Raw genomic sequence first — 14,749 nt, 5'->3', positions numbered from 1 at the left:
CGGCTCGCCGGTCCGGCGGCTCAGCTGTCCGGCTGCTCGATCAGCTGGGCGATGTACAGCGCCTCCCCGAGCTTCTCCACCAGCTCCAGCTGGGTGTCGAGGTAGTCGATGTGGTGCTCCTCGTCGGCCAGGATCGACTCGAAGATGTTCGCGGACGTGATGTCGCCCTTGTTGCGCATGACCTCGATGCCGCGCTTGAGCCGGTCGATCGCCTCGACCTCGACCTGGCGGTCCGCCTGGAACATCTCCGTGACCGTCTGGCCGACGCGGACGTGGAACAGCCGCTGGTAGTTCGGCAGGCCGTCCAGGAAGAGGATCCGGTCGGTCAGGACCTCGGCGTGCTTCATCTCGTCGAAGGACTCCGCCCGGGTGTACTTGGCGAGCTTCGTCCACCCGAAGTTCTCCTGCATCTTGGCGTGCAGGAAGTACTGGTTGATCGCCGTCAGCTCGGCGGTGAGCTGTTCGTTGAGGAACTCGATGACCTCGGGGTCGCCCTGCATCGCAGAGGCTCCTTCCGCGCGTGTGAAAGGGGCAGATGCCGCGCATCCTCGCACCGCTGGAAGGGAGCGTCCAGTAAGTGCATGCTTAGTAGGAGTTGCCCGAATCTGCCTCGTGCCTGTGTCATGACCACCCTTCCCGGTCTGTCACCATTGAGTCATGGGTCAGCCAGGGAGCGGGGAACACCGGGCAGCAGAGGAGTCCGAGCTTCCACCGGGACAGCGGCTCCAGCGCGGCTGGCCGGTCACCCACTACGGGCCGGTCCCCAAGTTCAAGCCGGACCGCTGGGAGTTCAGGGTCTTCGGCGCCACGGCGGGCGGCGACAAGCACTGCTGGAACCACGAGGAGTTCTCGGCGCTGCCGTTCTCGACGGTCGTGGCCGATCTGCACTGCGTGACGAAGTACAGCATGCTGGGGGCCGAATGGGGCGGCGTGCCCGCCCGTACGGTCCTGGAGCTGGCTCCGCCGGCCGCCGGTGTCACGCACGTGATGGTGTGGGCGGAGTACGGCTTCAGCGCCAACATGCGGCTCTCCGACTTCGCCTCGGACCGGACGATCTTCGCCACGCACAAGGACGGTGAGCTGCTCACCGCCGAGCACGGCTTCCCGCTGCGGCTCATCGTGCCGCACCTGTACGCCTGGAAGGGGCCCAAGTGGGTCCGGGGCGTGGAGTACATGACCGCCGACCGCCGGGGCTTCTGGGAGGAGCGCGGCTACCACAACATCGGCGACCCGTGGCGGGAGCAGCGGTACTCGTACCAGGAGGAGCCGGGGGACGGCCCGGAGCTCTGATACCCCTCAGTGGTATCGGTGCACCACCGCGTGCCCCTTGCCGCGGCCGATCATCCACTTGTTGACCGGTGTGGTGACGACGAAGGCGGCGAGGAGCGCGAAGGCGAGGGCGCCCCAGAAGAACCCGTCGGTGAGGTGTGCCTCCATGGCGCCGGGCCACAGGGCGAGCACACCGTTGTCGATCAGCTCCATGACGGCGATGGACAGCGTGTCCGCGGCGAGGGCCACCCGGAAGGCGGTCCGGAAGTCGACGCCCGCCTTCAGGACGCCGCGCAGGGTGAGCGCGTAGCCGAAGAAGAAGGCCAGGACGATCGCGAGCGCCATCGTCGGCACGGTGTCCCAGCCCAGGGCCGTCCCGATGACCATGCCCAGGACCTCGCCGATGGCGCAGCCCGTGAGGCAGTGGAGGGTGGCCCGGGCGGCCGTGGACCAGCTGGCCTTTCCGGTGGCGTGCCGGTCGTGCCCGGAGGCGTGGTCCGTGTGGTCCGTCTGCCGCTCGTGGTCGGTGTGCGGGGAGTGCTGGGTGTGGTCGCCGTACTGAGCGAGCGGGTAGTGCTCGGCGTGCTCCGCGTGGCCCACGTGCCGGACGCGGCTTTCGTGCCGGACGTGGCCCTCGTGCTGCGCGTGACTTCCGTGCTGTGCGTGGCTTTCGTGCTCCATCGGAGCCCCCAGGGTCCATGGCGAGTGGCGGTTCCTGCCGATGACAGCAACCGTATACCCCCTAGGGGTATTCCTCAACTGTCCCGGAGCTCCTTGAGGCGCCGGATGTCCGCCGCGTGGCCCTCCTTGCCGCCCGGGGTCTCGATGACCAGCGGGACGCCGTCCGTCGCGGGGTGGCGCATCAGCTCGCGGAAGGGGTCCGCTCCGATGTGACCGGCGCCGATGTTGGCGTGGCGGTCCTTGTGGGCGCCCACGACGTCCTTGGAGTCGTTGGCGTGGATGAGCTTCAGCCTGCCCTCGCCGACCGTGCCGACGAGCAGGTCCAGGGTCTGCCGTACGCCGTGCTCCCCGGTCAGGTCGTGCCCGGCCGCGAAGATGTGGCAGGTGTCCAGACAGATGCCCAGCTTGGGGTGGGCGTCGAGCGCCTCGAAGTACGGACCGAAGTCCCAGGTCCGGGAGCAGAGCGAGGCGCCCTGGCCGGCCGTCGACTCCAGGAGCAGGAACGGGTCGTCCTCGTCGAGTTCGTCCAGCAGCGGCAGCATGTGCGCGCGCACCTGGGCGAGGGCCTCCTGCCGGGGGCGTCCGCCGGTCGCCGAACCGGTGTGCACGACCACGCCCAGCGCCCCGATGTCACGGGCGCGGCGCAGCGAGTGGCGCAGCGACGCCACGGAGAACTCGACGGTCGCCTCCGTGTGGGAGCCGAAGTTGATCAGGTAGGGGGCGTGGACGTACGCGGGGATGCCCTCGACGGCGCACTCGTCCCGGAACAGCTCGTCCTGGACCGGGTTGCCGGCCGGGGTGGCCCAGCCGCGCGGATTGGCGACGAAGACCTGGACGGCTTCGGCGCCGATCTCGCGCGCGTAGGTGAGGCCCGTCTTGGCGAGGCCGCCGGCCACCGCGACATGGCCGCCGACCGGGTTGCGGACGCCTCCCGGGGCGGGGACCTCCCCCTGGCCGGGCGCGGCCGGGACCTTGGGTGCGGATCCGGGTCCGTGGGGGAGCATGTGTTTCTAGAGTCCCTTGGTCTTGATGGTGATGGTGCTGCCCTCCGGGGCCCGGCCGCCGCCGTCGACGGACTGGCTCTCCACGGTGTCGCCGAGGAAGGGGAAGGTCTTCTCGACCTTCACCTCGAAACCGGCGCCCTCCAGCTCCCGCCGGGCGTCGTCGACGTTCTTGCCGGTGACGTCCGGGACGTCGACCAGGCGGGGGCCCTTGGAGAGGGTCAGGGTGACCGTGTCGCCCTTGACGGCCTTTTCGGGCCCGGTGACGGACTGGGCGGCGACACTGCCCGCCTCCTGCGGGGAGTGCACCCGCGCGGCGGCGACCTTCACCGTGAGCCCGGCCTCCTCCAGCGTACGGGTCGCGTCCCCGACCGTGTCGCCGGTGACGTCCGGTACGTCGACGGGGGCGCCCTTGCTGACGACCAGGGCGACCGCGGAGTCCGGCTTGCGCGCGGTGCCCGCCCCCGGGGCGCTGCTGATCACGGTGCCCCGCTCGAACTCCTCGCTGAACGCCTGGGTGACCTTGCCCTGGGCGAGTCCCGCCCGGGTCAGCTCCCGCCGGGCATCGCCGAGCGGCAGGCCCTTCAGGTTCGGCACCTTCACGATCTCGGGGCCGCGGGAGACGGTGAGGGTCACCGAGTCGTTGCCGCGGATGCGCTCGCCGGGCGCGGGGTCGGCGGCCATCACGGTGCCCCGGGCGTACGCGGTGCTGTGGTCCCGCTCGACGGCCCTGACCTCCAGCCCGGCGTCGGCCAGCCGCTTCTCGGCCTCCGCCTGGGTCTGCCCGAGCACGGTGGGCACCCGGGTGAACTGGCCCGAGTTGATGTACCAGACGCCCGCGCCGACGCCCAGCACGAGCAGCACGGCGGCGACGGCGGCGACCATGCCGCGGCGGGCGTTGCCGAAGGGGAGCCGCCCGCCCGGACGCCCGGCGGGCGCCGGTGCGGGGGCGGGCTGCGGGGGCATGGACAACCGGCTGGTGTGCTGCACGCCGTCGTCCCCGCCGGCGCCCCCGCCGGGCCGGGGGCGCGCGATGACGCTCGTGGGGCTCTCGGAGCCCGCCTCCGCACCGCCGTCGGGCTCGGTGCGCACCTGCGGCGGCACCAGGTCGAGCTGCTCGTCGGTGAGCGCCGCGCGGGCCTCGCGGGCCTGGGCGAGGAGCGCCACCGCGTCGTGCGGGCGCACCTCCGGATTGCGGGCGGTGGCGCTCGCCACCAGGTCGTCCAGGTCGACCGCGAGCCCGGGGACGGCGGCGGACGGGGCCGGTACGTCAGCGTTCAGGTGCTGGTACAGGACCTGCGCGGGCGTGTCGCCCGTGTGCGGCTTGGCACCGGTCAGCATCTCGTACAGCACGACCCCGCAGGCGTACACGTCCGCGCGGGTGTCGGCGGTGCCGTGCTCGATCTGCTCGGGCGCGAGGTAGGACACGGTGCCGAGGACGGAACCGGTGGTGCTGGTGGCCGCGCCGACGGCGCGTACCAGCCCGAAGTCGGCGACCTTGACCCGGCCGTCGTCCCCTATCAGCACGTTCTCGGGCTTCATGTCGCGGTGGACGAACCCGGCCCGGTGCGCGGCCCCCAGTGCGGCGAGCACCGGCTCCAGGATGTCGAGCGCCGCCCGGGGCGCCAGCGCCCCCCGCTCGCGCAGCACGTCGCGCAGGGTGCACCCGGCGACGTACTCCATCGCCAGGTAGACGTACGCCCCGTCCGCGCCCTGGTCGAACACGCCGACCACGTTGGGGTGCGACAGCCGCGCCACGGACTTCGCCTCACGGATGAAGCGCTCCACGAACGTCGCGTCGGTCGCCAGGGCGGGGTGCATCACCTTCAGGGCGAGCACCCGGTCGAGCCGGGTGTCGACGGCCCGGTAGACCGTGGCCATGCCACCGACGGCGATGCGCGCGTCGACCCGGTAGCGGCCGTCGAGCAGCTGGCCGACGAGGGGGTCGTGCAGGGTCGTATCCACCCGCACGAGTCTACGAGCCCGTACCGACACCCCCGCCGCCCCGCCCCCGCCCCGGCCTGGACTGCAGCCGACCTGTGACACCGGCGCCGCGGCGCCCGCCCCCCGTGGAACGGGCGCCGCGCCGGTACCGGGGGCCGTCAGAACGCCGGCCGCTCCGGGTCCAGCACCGCCCGCCCCTCCACGGGCGAGGACGCCTCCGCGAAGTGCCGGCGCGGGATCCGTCCCGCCCGGTACGCGAGGCGTCCGGCCTCCACCGCGTGCCGCATCGCCTCGGCCATCAGCACGGGCTCCTGCGCCCGCGTCACCGCCGACGCCAGCATCACGGCCGCGCACCCCAGCTCCATCGCCAGCGCCGCGTCGGACGCCGTACCGGCACCCGCGTCCAGGATCACCGGCACGCGCGCGTGCTCCACGATCAGCTGGAAGTTGTGCGGGTTGCGGATGCCGAGGCCGGAGCCGATGGGCGACCCCAGCGGCATGATCGCCGCGCAGCCGGCGTCCTCCAGCCTGCGGGCCAGCACCGGGTCGTCGTTCGTGTACGGCAGCACCGTGAAGCCGTCGTCGACCAGCGTCTCGGCGGCGTCCAGCAGCTCGATCGGGTCGGGCAGCAGGGTCCTCTCGTCCGCCACGACCTCCAGCTTGATCCAGTCCGTGCCCAGCGCCTCGCGCGCGAGGCGGGCGGTCAGCACGGCCTCGCCCGCCGTGAAGCAGCCCGCCGTGTTCGGCAGGACCCGGATGCCGAGCCGGTCCAGGACCGACAGGACGGAGCCCTGCACGGTCGGGTCGAGGCGGCGCATCGCCACGGTCGTCAGCTCCGTGCCGCTGGCGGCCAGGGAGCGCTCCAGCACGTCGAGGCTGGGCGCCCCGCCCGTACCCATGATCAGCCGGGAGTCGAACGTGGTCCCGGCGATGGTGAGACGGTCGTCGGCCATGGCTCAGCCCCCCTGGACCGCGGTGAGGACCTCGACCCGGTCCCCGTCGCCGAGGACGGTCGCCGACCACCGGCCGCGCGGGACGACGGTCTCGTTGACGGCGGCGGCGACCCCGGAGGGCGCTGAGGTGAGCGTCGCGACCAGGGCGTCGAGGGTGGTCGGGCCGGCGAGCCGCCGGGCCTCGCCGTTGACGGAGACGTTCATGACACTCCTGCCGGAGAGAGGGACGAGGACGTGGACGGCGACGGGGACCGGAAGCGCGCCGGGGTGAAGGCGCGGGCCTCCTCCGGGAGCTCCCCGGTGGTCAGCACGGTGGCCATCACGTCGCCGGTGACGGGCGTCAGCAGCACGCCGTTGCGGTAGTGGCCCGTCGCCAGGTGCAGACCGGGCAGCACGGTGGGGCCGAGCAGCGGGGCGTTGTCGGGGGAGCCCGGCCGGAGACCCGCGCGGGTCTCGGTCAGGGGCAGCTCGGTGATCCCCGGCACCAGCTCGTGCGCGTCGCGCAGCAGCTCGTACACCCCGCCCGCGGTGACCGTGGTGTCCCAGCCGAGCTCCTCGCTCGTCGCCCCGACGACCAGCTCGCCGTTCTCCCGGGGCACCAGGTACACCTGGCTGCCGCGCACCACCGCCCGGACCGTACGGCTCAGGAAGGGCGCGTACGCGCGGGGCACCGACAGCCGCAGCACCTGCCCCTTGACCGGCCGCACCGGCGCCACCGCCTCCGCGGGCACGCCGCCGAGCCGGCCGCTCAGGCTGCCCGCCGCCAGCACCACCTGGCCGGCGGCCAGTTCCGTGCCGTCCTCCAGCACGACCCCCGCCGCCCGGTCCCCGGCCACGACCAGCCGCTCCGCCCCGGTGCGGTGGACCAGCACCCCGGACCGCTCGCACGCGGCGACCAGGGCGGCCGCCAGCCGCCGCGGATCGACCTGGTGGTCGCCGTCCACCCGCAGCCCGCCGCGCACGCCGGGCGCCAGCATGGGCTCCAGGCGGCGGCACTCGCGGCCGGTCAGCCACTCCGACTCCAGGCCCGAGCGCTGCTGCAGGGCGTGCAGCTCGCGCAGGTGGGCCCGGTCGTCGGCGTCCAGCGCGACGGCGAGGGTGCCGCACGCGCGGTAACCGACGTCGGCGCCGCCGGCCGCCTCCTGGAGTTCGGCGACGAAGTCCGGGTAGCGGCACGCGGACAGAAGGTTGAGCCCGAGGAGCGTCTCCTCGCCGTAGTGGAGTTCGGTGACCGCGGCGAGCATGCCCGCCGCGACCCGGGCCGCCCCCCCGCCCGGCTCAGGGTCGACGACCGCGACCCGCAGCCCGCGCTGCGTGGCCCGCCAGGCCGTGACCAGGCCGATGATCCCGCCCCCGACGACGAGGACGTCCGAGGTCGTGCGTGGACCTGTCGTACGTGGATGCATGGGCGTCCAGCCCCTCCCTTCGCCGGCATGACCCGGATCAGGTTCGTACGGTCGGAGGCCGTCCCAGCCTCCCTCTCAGCCCGGTGCGTCCGGGCTCCCGCGAGTGCTCTACGGTGGCCAGACTAACCCCACTCCGCAACCCGCAGTAAGGGAGCTTCGCCGTGGCGCGGTCGCTCGACGGACTGGTCCTGTCGCCCGTGGCGGACCAGGCCCCCGGCCAGGTCGGCACGGCGACCCGGTTCGCCTACCACGAGGAGGACGGGCGGGTGTGGGCCGAGTACGCGGGCGGTGACGTGGTGCGCGGACACCTCGTGGGAACGCGTGAGGGAGATCGGCTCGACTTTCGGTACGTCCAGTTGAAGCGCGACGGCCGTACGGCGTCGGGGCACTGCGTCTCCACGGTCGTGGAACTCCCCGATGGACGCGTTCGGCTGGAGGAGACCTGGGAATGGGAGTCCCAGGAGGGCAGCGGGACGAGCGTGGTGGAACAGCTCCCTTCCTGACACAGTGTCAGCTGCGTAAGGTGGGCGGGTGAGCGAGCGGATGGAAGCAGAGCGGCGCGTCGTCATCGTCGGAGCCGGGATGGCGGGTGTGCAGACGGCCGTGGCGCTGCGCGAGCAGGGCTTCACCGGCCCCGTGCGGCTGATCGGGGCCGAGCCGCACCAGCCCTACGACCGGCCCCCGTTGTCCAAGGCGGTGCTCCTGGGCACCGCCGAGGGATCCGCCTTCGACGTGGACTTCGAGGCGCTCGGCATCGAACTGCGCCTGGGCGTCGAGGTCACCGCCCTGCGCCCCGGCGCGCACGAGGTCGACACCGAGGCGGGGCCCGTCCCCTACGACGTCCTGGTCGTGGCCACCGGCGCCCGCCCCGTGGCGCTGCCCGGCTCCGAGGGCGTGCGCGGGGTCCACCTGCTGCGCACCCTCGACGACGCCGAGCGGCTGCGCCCGGTCCTGGCGGACAAGCACGACGTGGTGGTGGTGGGCGCCGGCTGGATCGGCGCCGAGTTCACCACGGCCGCCCGTGAGGCCGGATGCGCGGTCACCGTCGTCGAGGCCGCCGACCGGCCGCTCGCCGGCACGCTGCCCGCCGAGGTCGCCGCCCCGATGGCCGAGTGGTACGAGGAGAGCGGCGCCACGCTCCTGACCGACGCGCGCGTGGGGCACCTCGAACCCGGCGAGGTCGCCCTGGAGGACGGCCGGCTGCTGCCCGCCGAGGCCGTGGTCGTCGGCATCGGCGCCCGGCCCGCCACCGGCTGGCTGGCCGGTTCCGGTGTCGCCCTCGGCCCGGAGGGCGCGATCGTCGCCGACGAGCACCTGCGGACGTCCGCGCCCGACGTGTACGCGGTGGGCGACTGCGCCTCGTTCCCCTCGGCGCGCTACGGCGAGCGGCTGATGGTCCACCACTGGGACAACGCCCTCCAGGGCCCGCGCACGGTGGCCGCCGCCGTGATCGGCGAGGTCCCGCGGCCGTACGACCCGGTGCCGTACTTCTGGTCCGAGCAGTTCGGCCGCTTCGTGCAGTACGCGGGCCACCACGCCGCCGCCGACACCATGGTGTGGCGGGGTGACCCGGCCGGCGCCGCGTGGTCGGTGGTCTGGCTGCGGCGGGGCGCGCCGGTGGCGCTGCTGGCGGTGGGCCGCCCGCGCGACCTGGCCCAGGGGCGCAAGCTCATCGAGGCGGGCACCCCGCTCGATCCGGAACGCGTCGCGGACCCCGCCCTCCCCCTGAAGTCGGCCGCCCGGGGGTAGCGGGAGCAGGTCCGGCCCAGCCCGGCTACCGGCTGTCAGCGCGGGATGGCACGCTAGACCCGTGACCGAGATTGACGCAAAGATCGATGCTCTCGTCCCCGCCTGGCTCCACCTGCCCGACATCGCGGAGATCCTCGATGTCGAGGTGACGCGTGTGCGCCAGCTGGTCAAGGAGGGCCAGCTGATCGCCGTGCGCCGCGGTGAGAACCGGACGCTCCAGGTGCCGGCCGCCTTCATCAAGGACGGCAAGGTCGTCAAGGGGCTCTCCGGGACCCTGACGCTCCTGAAGGACGACGGCTTCACCGACGAAGAGATGCTGGAGTGGCTCTTCACTCCCGACCCCACCCTGCCGGGCACGCCCGCGCAGGCGCTCAGCGAGAATCGCGGCACGGAGGTGAAGCGCCGCGCCCAGGCGCTCGCCGTCTGACGTCCTGGCAGGGCCCGGCGGCGCAGGCCGGGCGGAACACCGACACCAGGCGGTGTCCGGGCGGGGCGGACCCGGCCCGGACACCGCCGTACCCACGGGGGGAACACCTCATGTCCACCGCACGCGCCCGGCTCGCCGACGCCCGGCTCTACCTCTGCACGGACGCCCGCAAGCGGCAGGGCGACCTGCCGGAGTTCCTCGACGCGGTGCTCGCCTCCGGCGTGGACGTCGTCCAGCTGCGCGACAAGGGCATGGAGGCCGGCGAGGAGCTGGAGCACCTGGCCGTGTTCGCCGACGCCTGCCGCAGGCACGGCACCCTGCTGGCGGTGAACGACCGGGCCGACGTGGCGCACGCCGTCGGCTCGGACGTGCTCCACCTCGGCCAGGGCGACCTGCCCGTGCCGGCCGCCCGCACCCTCCTCGGCGACGACGTGCTGATCGGCCGCTCCACGCACGCGGAGGCGGAGGTGGACGCGGCGGTCGCCGAGCCGGGCGTGGACTACTTCTGCACGGGCCCGTGCTGGCCGACGCCCACCAAGCCGGGGCGGTACGCGCCCGGGCTGGACCTCGTGCGGTACGCGGCGTCGCTGGACCAGCGGCGGCCCTGGTTCGCCATCGGCGGCATCGACGCGGGCAATCTGGACGAGGTGCTGGACGCCGGCGCCCGCCGCATCGTCGTCGTCCGGGCGATCACCGAGGCCGACGACCCGGCGCAGGCAGCGGCGGCGCTGGCGAAGCGGATCCGCGAGCGCTCCGCGTAACGCCTCCCGCGCCGGCCGGCTGTCCACGAGTGTCCAAGGCGTGGACAACAACCCGGCAAAAGCGACAAAAACCCCTGCTCTGGTTGGGTGACGACCGACCCGTGGCTAACCTGCCCGTATGGCCCTTGGCACTCCTTCCACCAGGACAGATCGCTCACGAACGGTGCGCGATCTGCTCGCGACCGGCAAGACGACGTACTCCTTCGAGTTCTGGGCGCCCAAGACGGAGAAGGGCGAGCGGAACCTCTGGAACGCGCTGCGCCGGGTCGAGGCGGTGGCTCCCAGCTTCGTCTCCGTGACGTACGGAGCGGGCGGGTCCACCCGGGCGGGGACGGTCAAGGCCACCCAGGAGATCGCCGCCGACACCACGCTCACCCCCGTCGCGCACCTCACGGCCGTCAACCACACGATCGCCGAGCTGCGCAACATGATCGGCCAGTACGCGGACGCCGACATCCGCAACATCCTCGCCGTCCGTGGCGACCCGCCCGGCGACCCGATGGGCGAGTGGGTCCCCCACCCCCAGGGCGTGCGGTACGCCGCCGACCTGGTCCGGCTGATCAAGGAGTCCGGCGACTTCTGCGTCGGCGTCGCCGCCTTCCCCGAGATGCACCCGCGTTCCACCGACTGGGACACGGACATCCGGCACTTCGTGGACAAGTGCAGGGCGGGCGCCGACTACGCGATCACCCAGATGTTCTTCCTCCCGGAGGACTATCTGCGGCTGCGCGACCGGGTCGCCGCCCAGGGCTGCGAGACGCCGATCATCCCGGAGATCATGCCGGTGACCAGCGTCCGGCAGATCGAACGGTTCGCCCAGCTCAGCAACGCCCACTTCCCGCCCGAGCTGAAAGAGCGGATCCTCGCCGTCAAGGACGATCCGGCCGCTGTACGCTCCATTGGCATCGAGTACGCGACGGAGTTCTGCGCGCGGCTGCTCTCCGAGGGTGTTCCCGGATTGCACTTCATCACGCTGAACAACTCCACCGCGACGCTCGAGATCTACGAGAATCTCGGACTGCACGAGCAGTCCTGACCGGCCGTACCCGCCACGTCCCGGGGCGGGGGGCCGTACGAGAGGGGCGGGCATGGGCTGGACGGTCCTCTACATCGCATTCGGTGTCGTGGCGTTGTGGCTGCTCGGTGAGGTGCTCCTGCAGTACAAGGCGCGGCTGCGCTGGCGGCTGCTGGCCTTCACCGGCTTCCTCGGCGTGGTGCTCGGTGTGCTGATGCCGTCCGTCCCCGTGATCGGGGCGGGCGCCATCGCCTTCGCGATCGGCCAGACCTACGTCACGCTCTCCTTCCGCCGCGGCTTCTCGACCGGGTGGGCGATCGGCGGCCGGCCCGGGGCCAGCCGCCGCCGCAAGGCCGGGGCCGCCGCTTCCGCCGGGCCGACGCTGGAGGTCTCGAACCTCGCCTACGAGGAGCAGGAACCGACGGCCGCGGAGACCACGGCCGTGTACGCCCCCGAGCCGCTGCCGGACGACACCGGGCAGTACGGGGTCTACGACGAGCCGGCCCCGACCGCCCAGGCCGCCCCGGCGGCCGCGTACGACGGCACCTTCGGCGCCTACCCGGCCACCGGGTACGACCAGCAGGGCACCTACGCCACGGCCACCTACGACTACGGGGCCACCGGCGAGCAGAGCTACGCCGCCTACTCCGACCCGTACATCGGCACCGCCCCGTACGACAACGGCTACGGCGGCCAGCAGCCGTACGCCGACCCCTACGCCCCGCAGTACGGCATGGAGACCCCGCCCGGCGGCGTGTGGGTCCCGCAGCAGCGCGACGGGGAGTACCAGCCCCCGCAGCAGCCGCCGTACGGCTACGACCAGGGGCAGGGACAGGCCGACCCGTACCGCTACTGACGGCGGCGGGCACGGCGGGGGCCCGGCCCCGGCACGCCGGAGCCTTTGACGGCACCGATCAGCCGGAGCGCACCCCGGAGCCGTGGCGACCGGCCGGGGCCGCGGCGGTCAGCGGGAGCCGCGGAAGTCCGCGCCCTCCACGATCAGCCCCGCCACCAGCGCTCCCGACATGCCGGCGTGCGCGAGCCCGCCGCCCGGGTGCGCCCAGCCTCCGGCGAAGTACAGACCGCCCAGCGGGGCGGGGTTCGCGGCCGGCAGCAGTGCGCCGCGCGCACCCGCCAGGGCCGGCCCCGGCACCTGGAACACACCCGTCTCCCGGAACGTGTCGGCCGGGGTGCGCACCACCCGCCACATCAGCCGCTCCCGCAGACCCGGCACGGCGGCGGCCGCGGCCTCGACCATCCGGTCGGCGAACGCCTCCACGGCCGGCCCCCCGACCGTGCCCCACAGGTTCTCCGACGCCCACACCCCGCCGGCCGCCACGGTCGCGGTGACCGTCACCGCCTCGTGGTCGGCGTCCGGGCGCAACCGCGCGTCGTCCGGGCGCAGCACCACGACGGTCGGCCGGTCGCACAGCCGCCCCCGCGCGAGGGCGTCCAGCTCGTCCTCCCGGTCGGCGGAGTGCACCACCGTCCGGTGCGCCGCGTCCTCCTCACGGGCCCCGCGCAGCGCCAGGCACACGGTGACCCGCCCCGTCCGCACGGTGTGCTGGTGCCGGGGCCACTCGTCCGTGCTCTCCCAGGCCAGGACCTCGTCCCGGTACAGCGCGGGCAGCGGGGCGCCCGCGACCACGTGGTCCGCCCCGACCGTCTCCCGGTCGTCCAGCTCGACGCCGACGGCCCGGCCGTCCTTCACCAGGACGTCGGTCACCCGCGTACCGAGAACGAACTCCACCCCGCGCTCGCGGCACCGCTCGTGCACGGCGTCCGCGAGCGCACGCATGCCCCCGCCGACGTACCAGCTGCCGAACGTCTGCTCCATGTAGGGCAGGACGGCGGCGGAGGCGGGCGCGGTCGCCGGGTCGAAGCCGTACGCCAGCGCGTGGCTCTCCAGGAGGGCCGCCAGCCGAGGGTCGCGCAGCTCACGCCGCCCGACGTCGGCGAGCGTGGCCGCGCGGCGGCGCAGCGGGCCGGTCCTCTCCGCCGGGTACGGGTCGCGGGCGAAGGGCTTCACGTCGGGCGGCAGCGGCTCCTCCAGCAGCGGCCTGCGCGAGCGGTCCCAGGCGTCCCGCGCGCGGTTCAGGAACTCGCCCCAGCGCCCCCCGGCGCCCCCGCCGAGCGCCGCGTCCAGCGCCGAGACGATGCCGGCCCGGGAGGCGTTGGGCAGGGACACCGCCGTACCGTCGGCGAAGACGTGGCGGCTCGCCGGGTCGACCTGGGTCAGCTCGACGCACCGCTCCAGCGGCTCCCTGCCCGTCTTGACGAACAGGTCCCGGTAGACGGCGGGCAGGTGCAGCAGCCCCGGTCCGGTGTCGAAGGCGAAACCGTCGCGCTCGAACCGGCCGACCGCCCCGCCGTACGTCTCCGCCTGCTCGTACACCGTCACCCGGTGGCCCGCCACCGCGAGCCGGGCCGCCGTCGCCATGGCGCCCATCCCCGCGCCGATCACCACAATCCGTGCCATGCCAGGGACCTTATCCGGCGCCACCGACACACCCGCCGGGCGGTCGGATCCACGCGCGCGTGGGCCCGGGCACGCACCTCTGAGTACCCGTACCTAGCCGTCGAGATGAGTAGGTACGCGGATGGGCCCCGCGGCGCCCGGACGGAAGAGTGGAGCCCACGGAAGGGGCGCGGGGCCGGAACCGCCGACACGGGGCGGCGGAACCGGCACCGCGCACCTGACGGAACGGGGGTACGTGGGAGGGCCGGGGACCGACGGGGGAACACGGGGGCCGGGCCTCTCCCACCCGGGGGAACGCACGGGGGAACGGAAGAACGGGGGACGGGGGGAACGGGGGACGACGCCGGTCCGGCGAGGCTCGGGGGGATCGAGCCTCACCGGACCGGCGTTCGTCGTGTCCGCCGCGTCCGGTGACGGCACGTACGGACGGTCCGCGTCAGCGGCCGGCCTACCGGCCGCTGACGCGCCCGTGCAGCAGGCGGGACAGAGCCGCGTGGACGTCGTCGATGGAGCGCTCCCGCTGGAAGGCCTGCCAGTCCAGCGCGGCGACCAGCACCATCCCGACGAGTGCCGCGGCGGTCAGCGGGATGTCGATCTCGTCGCTGAGTTCACCGCCCGCGACGCCCTCCCGCAGCACCGTCTCCACCACGGCGACGGCCTCCTGACGCACCACCAGCAGCGTGGACTGCCAGGCGCGGTTGGTGCGCCACAACTCCGCCACGTACAGCTGGGTGAAGGCCGGGTAGCGGTCGATGAAGACCAGGCCCGCGCGGATCATCGCGTCCAGTGCCTCGACCCTGGTACCGCCCCGCGCGGCCGTCTCGTCGGCGGCGCTCCGCAGGGACTCGGTGAGCAGCCCGACCCCGTGCCGCAGCAGTTCCTCGAAGAGCTCGGTCTTGCTCTTGAAGTTGTAGTAGACCGTGCCCTTGGCCACCCCGGCGCGCTCGGCGATCTCGTCCACTGTCGTCGCCGAGAAGCCCTGCTCGGCGATGAGGGTCACAGCGGCCTCGTAGAGCTTGGTGCGGGTGGCCTGCCGTCTGCTGCTCTGGGTGTCCATGGCGCCG

General features: G+C 73.6%; 16 protein-coding genes and 1 riboswitch. Of the genes, 7 read left to right on the top strand and 9 right to left on the bottom strand.

Annotated features, from left to right (window positions below):
* Window positions 1-20 precede the first annotated feature (20 nt).
* On the bottom strand, window positions 21-500 hold the full coding sequence (gene bfr / locus A4V12_RS25050; RefSeq protein ID WP_064071672.1) for a bacterioferritin: 480 nt from the start codon (window positions 498-500) through the stop codon (window positions 21-23).
* A gap of 157 nt (window positions 501-657) precedes the next feature.
* On the opposite strand from bfr, the gene A4V12_RS25045 reads away from it, so the two are divergent.
* Window positions 658-1,290 carry a sulfite oxidase-like oxidoreductase gene (locus tag A4V12_RS25045; RefSeq protein WP_064071671.1) on the top strand — a complete coding sequence of 211 codons (633 nt, stop codon included), beginning with the start codon at window positions 658-660 and terminating at the stop codon, window positions 1,288-1,290.
* A gap of 6 nt (window positions 1,291-1,296) precedes the next feature.
* On the opposite strand, the gene A4V12_RS25040 is transcribed toward A4V12_RS25045, so the two are convergent.
* The 6 genes from A4V12_RS25040 to thiO form a co-directional block, all read right to left on the bottom strand.
* On the bottom strand, window positions 1,297-1,950 hold the full coding sequence (locus tag A4V12_RS25040; protein WP_064071670.1) for a DUF4396 domain-containing protein: 654 nt from the start codon (window positions 1,948-1,950) through the stop codon (window positions 1,297-1,299).
* A gap of 74 nt (window positions 1,951-2,024) precedes the next feature.
* A complete protein-coding gene (locus A4V12_RS25035; protein WP_079137320.1) occupies window positions 2,025-2,954 on the bottom strand; it encodes a deoxyribonuclease IV in 930 nt (309 codons plus the stop codon).
* Between the two features lie 6 nt (window positions 2,955-2,960).
* The gene (pknB, locus tag A4V12_RS25030; RefSeq protein ID WP_199831377.1) at window positions 2,961-4,916 is read right to left on the bottom strand and encodes a Stk1 family PASTA domain-containing Ser/Thr kinase; all 1,956 of its coding nucleotides are present in this window, start codon (window positions 4,914-4,916) and stop codon (window positions 2,961-2,963) included.
* A 137-nt stretch (window positions 4,917-5,053) separates the two neighbouring features.
* Window positions 5,054-5,848, bottom strand: coding sequence for a thiazole synthase (locus tag A4V12_RS25025; RefSeq protein ID WP_064071669.1), 795 nt, complete (start codon window positions 5,846-5,848; stop codon window positions 5,054-5,056).
* A 3-nt stretch (window positions 5,849-5,851) separates the two neighbouring features.
* Complete coding sequence (thiS, locus tag A4V12_RS25020; protein ID WP_064071668.1) at window positions 5,852-6,052, bottom strand: sulfur carrier protein ThiS; 201 nt, start codon at window positions 6,050-6,052, stop codon at window positions 5,852-5,854.
* Window positions 6,049-7,254 (bottom strand): glycine oxidase ThiO, encoded by a 1,206-nt coding sequence (gene thiO / locus A4V12_RS25015; protein WP_064071667.1) that lies wholly within the window; start codon window positions 7,252-7,254, stop codon window positions 6,049-6,051. Before thiO ends, thiS begins: the two co-directional genes overlap by 4 nt.
* Window positions 7,252-7,365, bottom strand: a riboswitch (TPP riboswitch). It overlaps the preceding gene by 3 nt.
* Before the next feature lie 50 nt (window positions 7,366-7,415).
* Between thiO and A4V12_RS25010 the strand changes: the two genes are divergently transcribed.
* The 6 genes from A4V12_RS25010 (at window position 7,416) to A4V12_RS24985 (ending at window position 12,062) form a co-directional block, all read left to right on the top strand.
* The gene (locus A4V12_RS25010) at window positions 7,416-7,757 is read left to right on the top strand and encodes a hypothetical protein (protein ID WP_064071666.1); all 342 of its coding nucleotides are present in this window, start codon (window positions 7,416-7,418) and stop codon (window positions 7,755-7,757) included.
* A 40-nt stretch (window positions 7,758-7,797) separates the two neighbouring features.
* On the top strand, window positions 7,798-9,003 hold the full coding sequence (locus tag A4V12_RS25005; protein ID WP_107415510.1) for an FAD-dependent oxidoreductase: 1,206 nt from the start codon (window positions 7,798-7,800) through the stop codon (window positions 9,001-9,003).
* A 61-nt stretch (window positions 9,004-9,064) separates the two neighbouring features.
* Window positions 9,065-9,430 (top strand): Rv2175c family DNA-binding protein, encoded by a 366-nt coding sequence (locus A4V12_RS25000; protein WP_019885559.1) that lies wholly within the window; start codon window positions 9,065-9,067, stop codon window positions 9,428-9,430.
* A 110-nt stretch (window positions 9,431-9,540) separates the two neighbouring features.
* The gene (thiE, locus tag A4V12_RS24995; RefSeq protein ID WP_064071664.1) at window positions 9,541-10,191 is read left to right on the top strand and encodes a thiamine phosphate synthase; all 651 of its coding nucleotides are present in this window, start codon (window positions 9,541-9,543) and stop codon (window positions 10,189-10,191) included.
* A gap of 118 nt (window positions 10,192-10,309) precedes the next feature.
* Entirely contained in the window at window positions 10,310-11,227 is a 918-nt protein-coding gene (gene metF, locus A4V12_RS24990) for a methylenetetrahydrofolate reductase [NAD(P)H] (RefSeq protein ID WP_079137319.1), read from the top strand.
* Window positions 11,228-11,279: 52 nt separating this feature from the next.
* Window positions 11,280-12,062: a hypothetical protein gene (locus tag A4V12_RS24985; RefSeq protein WP_064071662.1), complete on the top strand. Its 783-nt coding sequence runs from the start codon at window positions 11,280-11,282 to the stop codon at window positions 12,060-12,062.
* Between the two features lie 108 nt (window positions 12,063-12,170).
* On the opposite strand, the gene A4V12_RS24980 is transcribed toward A4V12_RS24985, so the two are convergent.
* Together A4V12_RS24980 and A4V12_RS24975 are read right to left on the bottom strand one after the other, a co-directional pair.
* A complete protein-coding gene (locus A4V12_RS24980) occupies window positions 12,171-13,685 on the bottom strand; it encodes a phytoene desaturase family protein (protein WP_199831376.1) in 1,515 nt (504 codons plus the stop codon).
* A 448-nt stretch (window positions 13,686-14,133) separates the two neighbouring features.
* Window positions 14,134-14,742, bottom strand: a complete 609-nt coding sequence (locus A4V12_RS24975; protein ID WP_064071660.1) for a TetR/AcrR family transcriptional regulator — start codon at window positions 14,740-14,742, stop codon at window positions 14,134-14,136.
* Between the last annotated feature and the right edge of the window lie 7 nt (window positions 14,743-14,749).

It is taken from the genome of Streptomyces noursei (assembly GCF_001646665.1).
GTDB classification, from domain to species: domain Bacteria; phylum Actinomycetota; class Actinomycetes; order Streptomycetales; family Streptomycetaceae; genus Streptomyces; species Streptomyces lavendulocolor.
Note: the sequence above shows the minus strand (reverse complement) of the source record. Positions and strands in the feature narration are given on the sequence as shown.

Coding starts and splice junctions, on each gene's coding strand:
- thiS (WP_064071668.1), bottom strand. CDS start 6,052: ATGAACGTCTCCGTCAACGGCGAGGCCCGGCGGCTCGCCGGCCCGACC.
- bfr (WP_064071672.1), bottom strand. CDS start 500: ATGCAGGGCGACCCCGAGGTCATCGAGTTCCTCAACGAACAGCTCACC.
- A4V12_RS25035 (WP_079137320.1), bottom strand. CDS start 2,954: ATGCTCCCCCACGGACCCGGATCCGCACCCAAGGTCCCGGCCGCGCCC.
- A4V12_RS25005 (WP_107415510.1), top strand. CDS start 7,798: ATGGAAGCAGAGCGGCGCGTCGTCATCGTCGGAGCCGGGATGGCGGGT.
- A4V12_RS25025 (WP_064071669.1), bottom strand. CDS start 5,848: ATGGCCGACGACCGTCTCACCATCGCCGGGACCACGTTCGACTCCCGG.
- thiE (WP_064071664.1), top strand. CDS start 9,541: ATGTCCACCGCACGCGCCCGGCTCGCCGACGCCCGGCTCTACCTCTGC.
- A4V12_RS24980 (WP_199831376.1), bottom strand. CDS start 13,685: ATGGCACGGATTGTGGTGATCGGCGCGGGGATGGGCGCCATGGCGACG.
- thiO (WP_064071667.1), bottom strand. CDS start 7,254: ATGCATCCACGTACGACAGGTCCACGCACGACCTCGGACGTCCTCGTC.
- A4V12_RS25040 (WP_064071670.1), bottom strand. CDS start 1,950: ATGGAGCACGAAAGCCACGCACAGCACGGAAGTCACGCGCAGCACGAG.
- A4V12_RS24985 (WP_064071662.1), top strand. CDS start 11,280: ATGGGCTGGACGGTCCTCTACATCGCATTCGGTGTCGTGGCGTTGTGG.
- A4V12_RS25045 (WP_064071671.1), top strand. CDS start 658: ATGGGTCAGCCAGGGAGCGGGGAACACCGGGCAGCAGAGGAGTCCGAG.
- A4V12_RS24975 (WP_064071660.1), bottom strand. CDS start 14,742: ATGGACACCCAGAGCAGCAGACGGCAGGCCACCCGCACCAAGCTCTAC.
- metF (WP_079137319.1), top strand. CDS start 10,310: ATGGCCCTTGGCACTCCTTCCACCAGGACAGATCGCTCACGAACGGTG.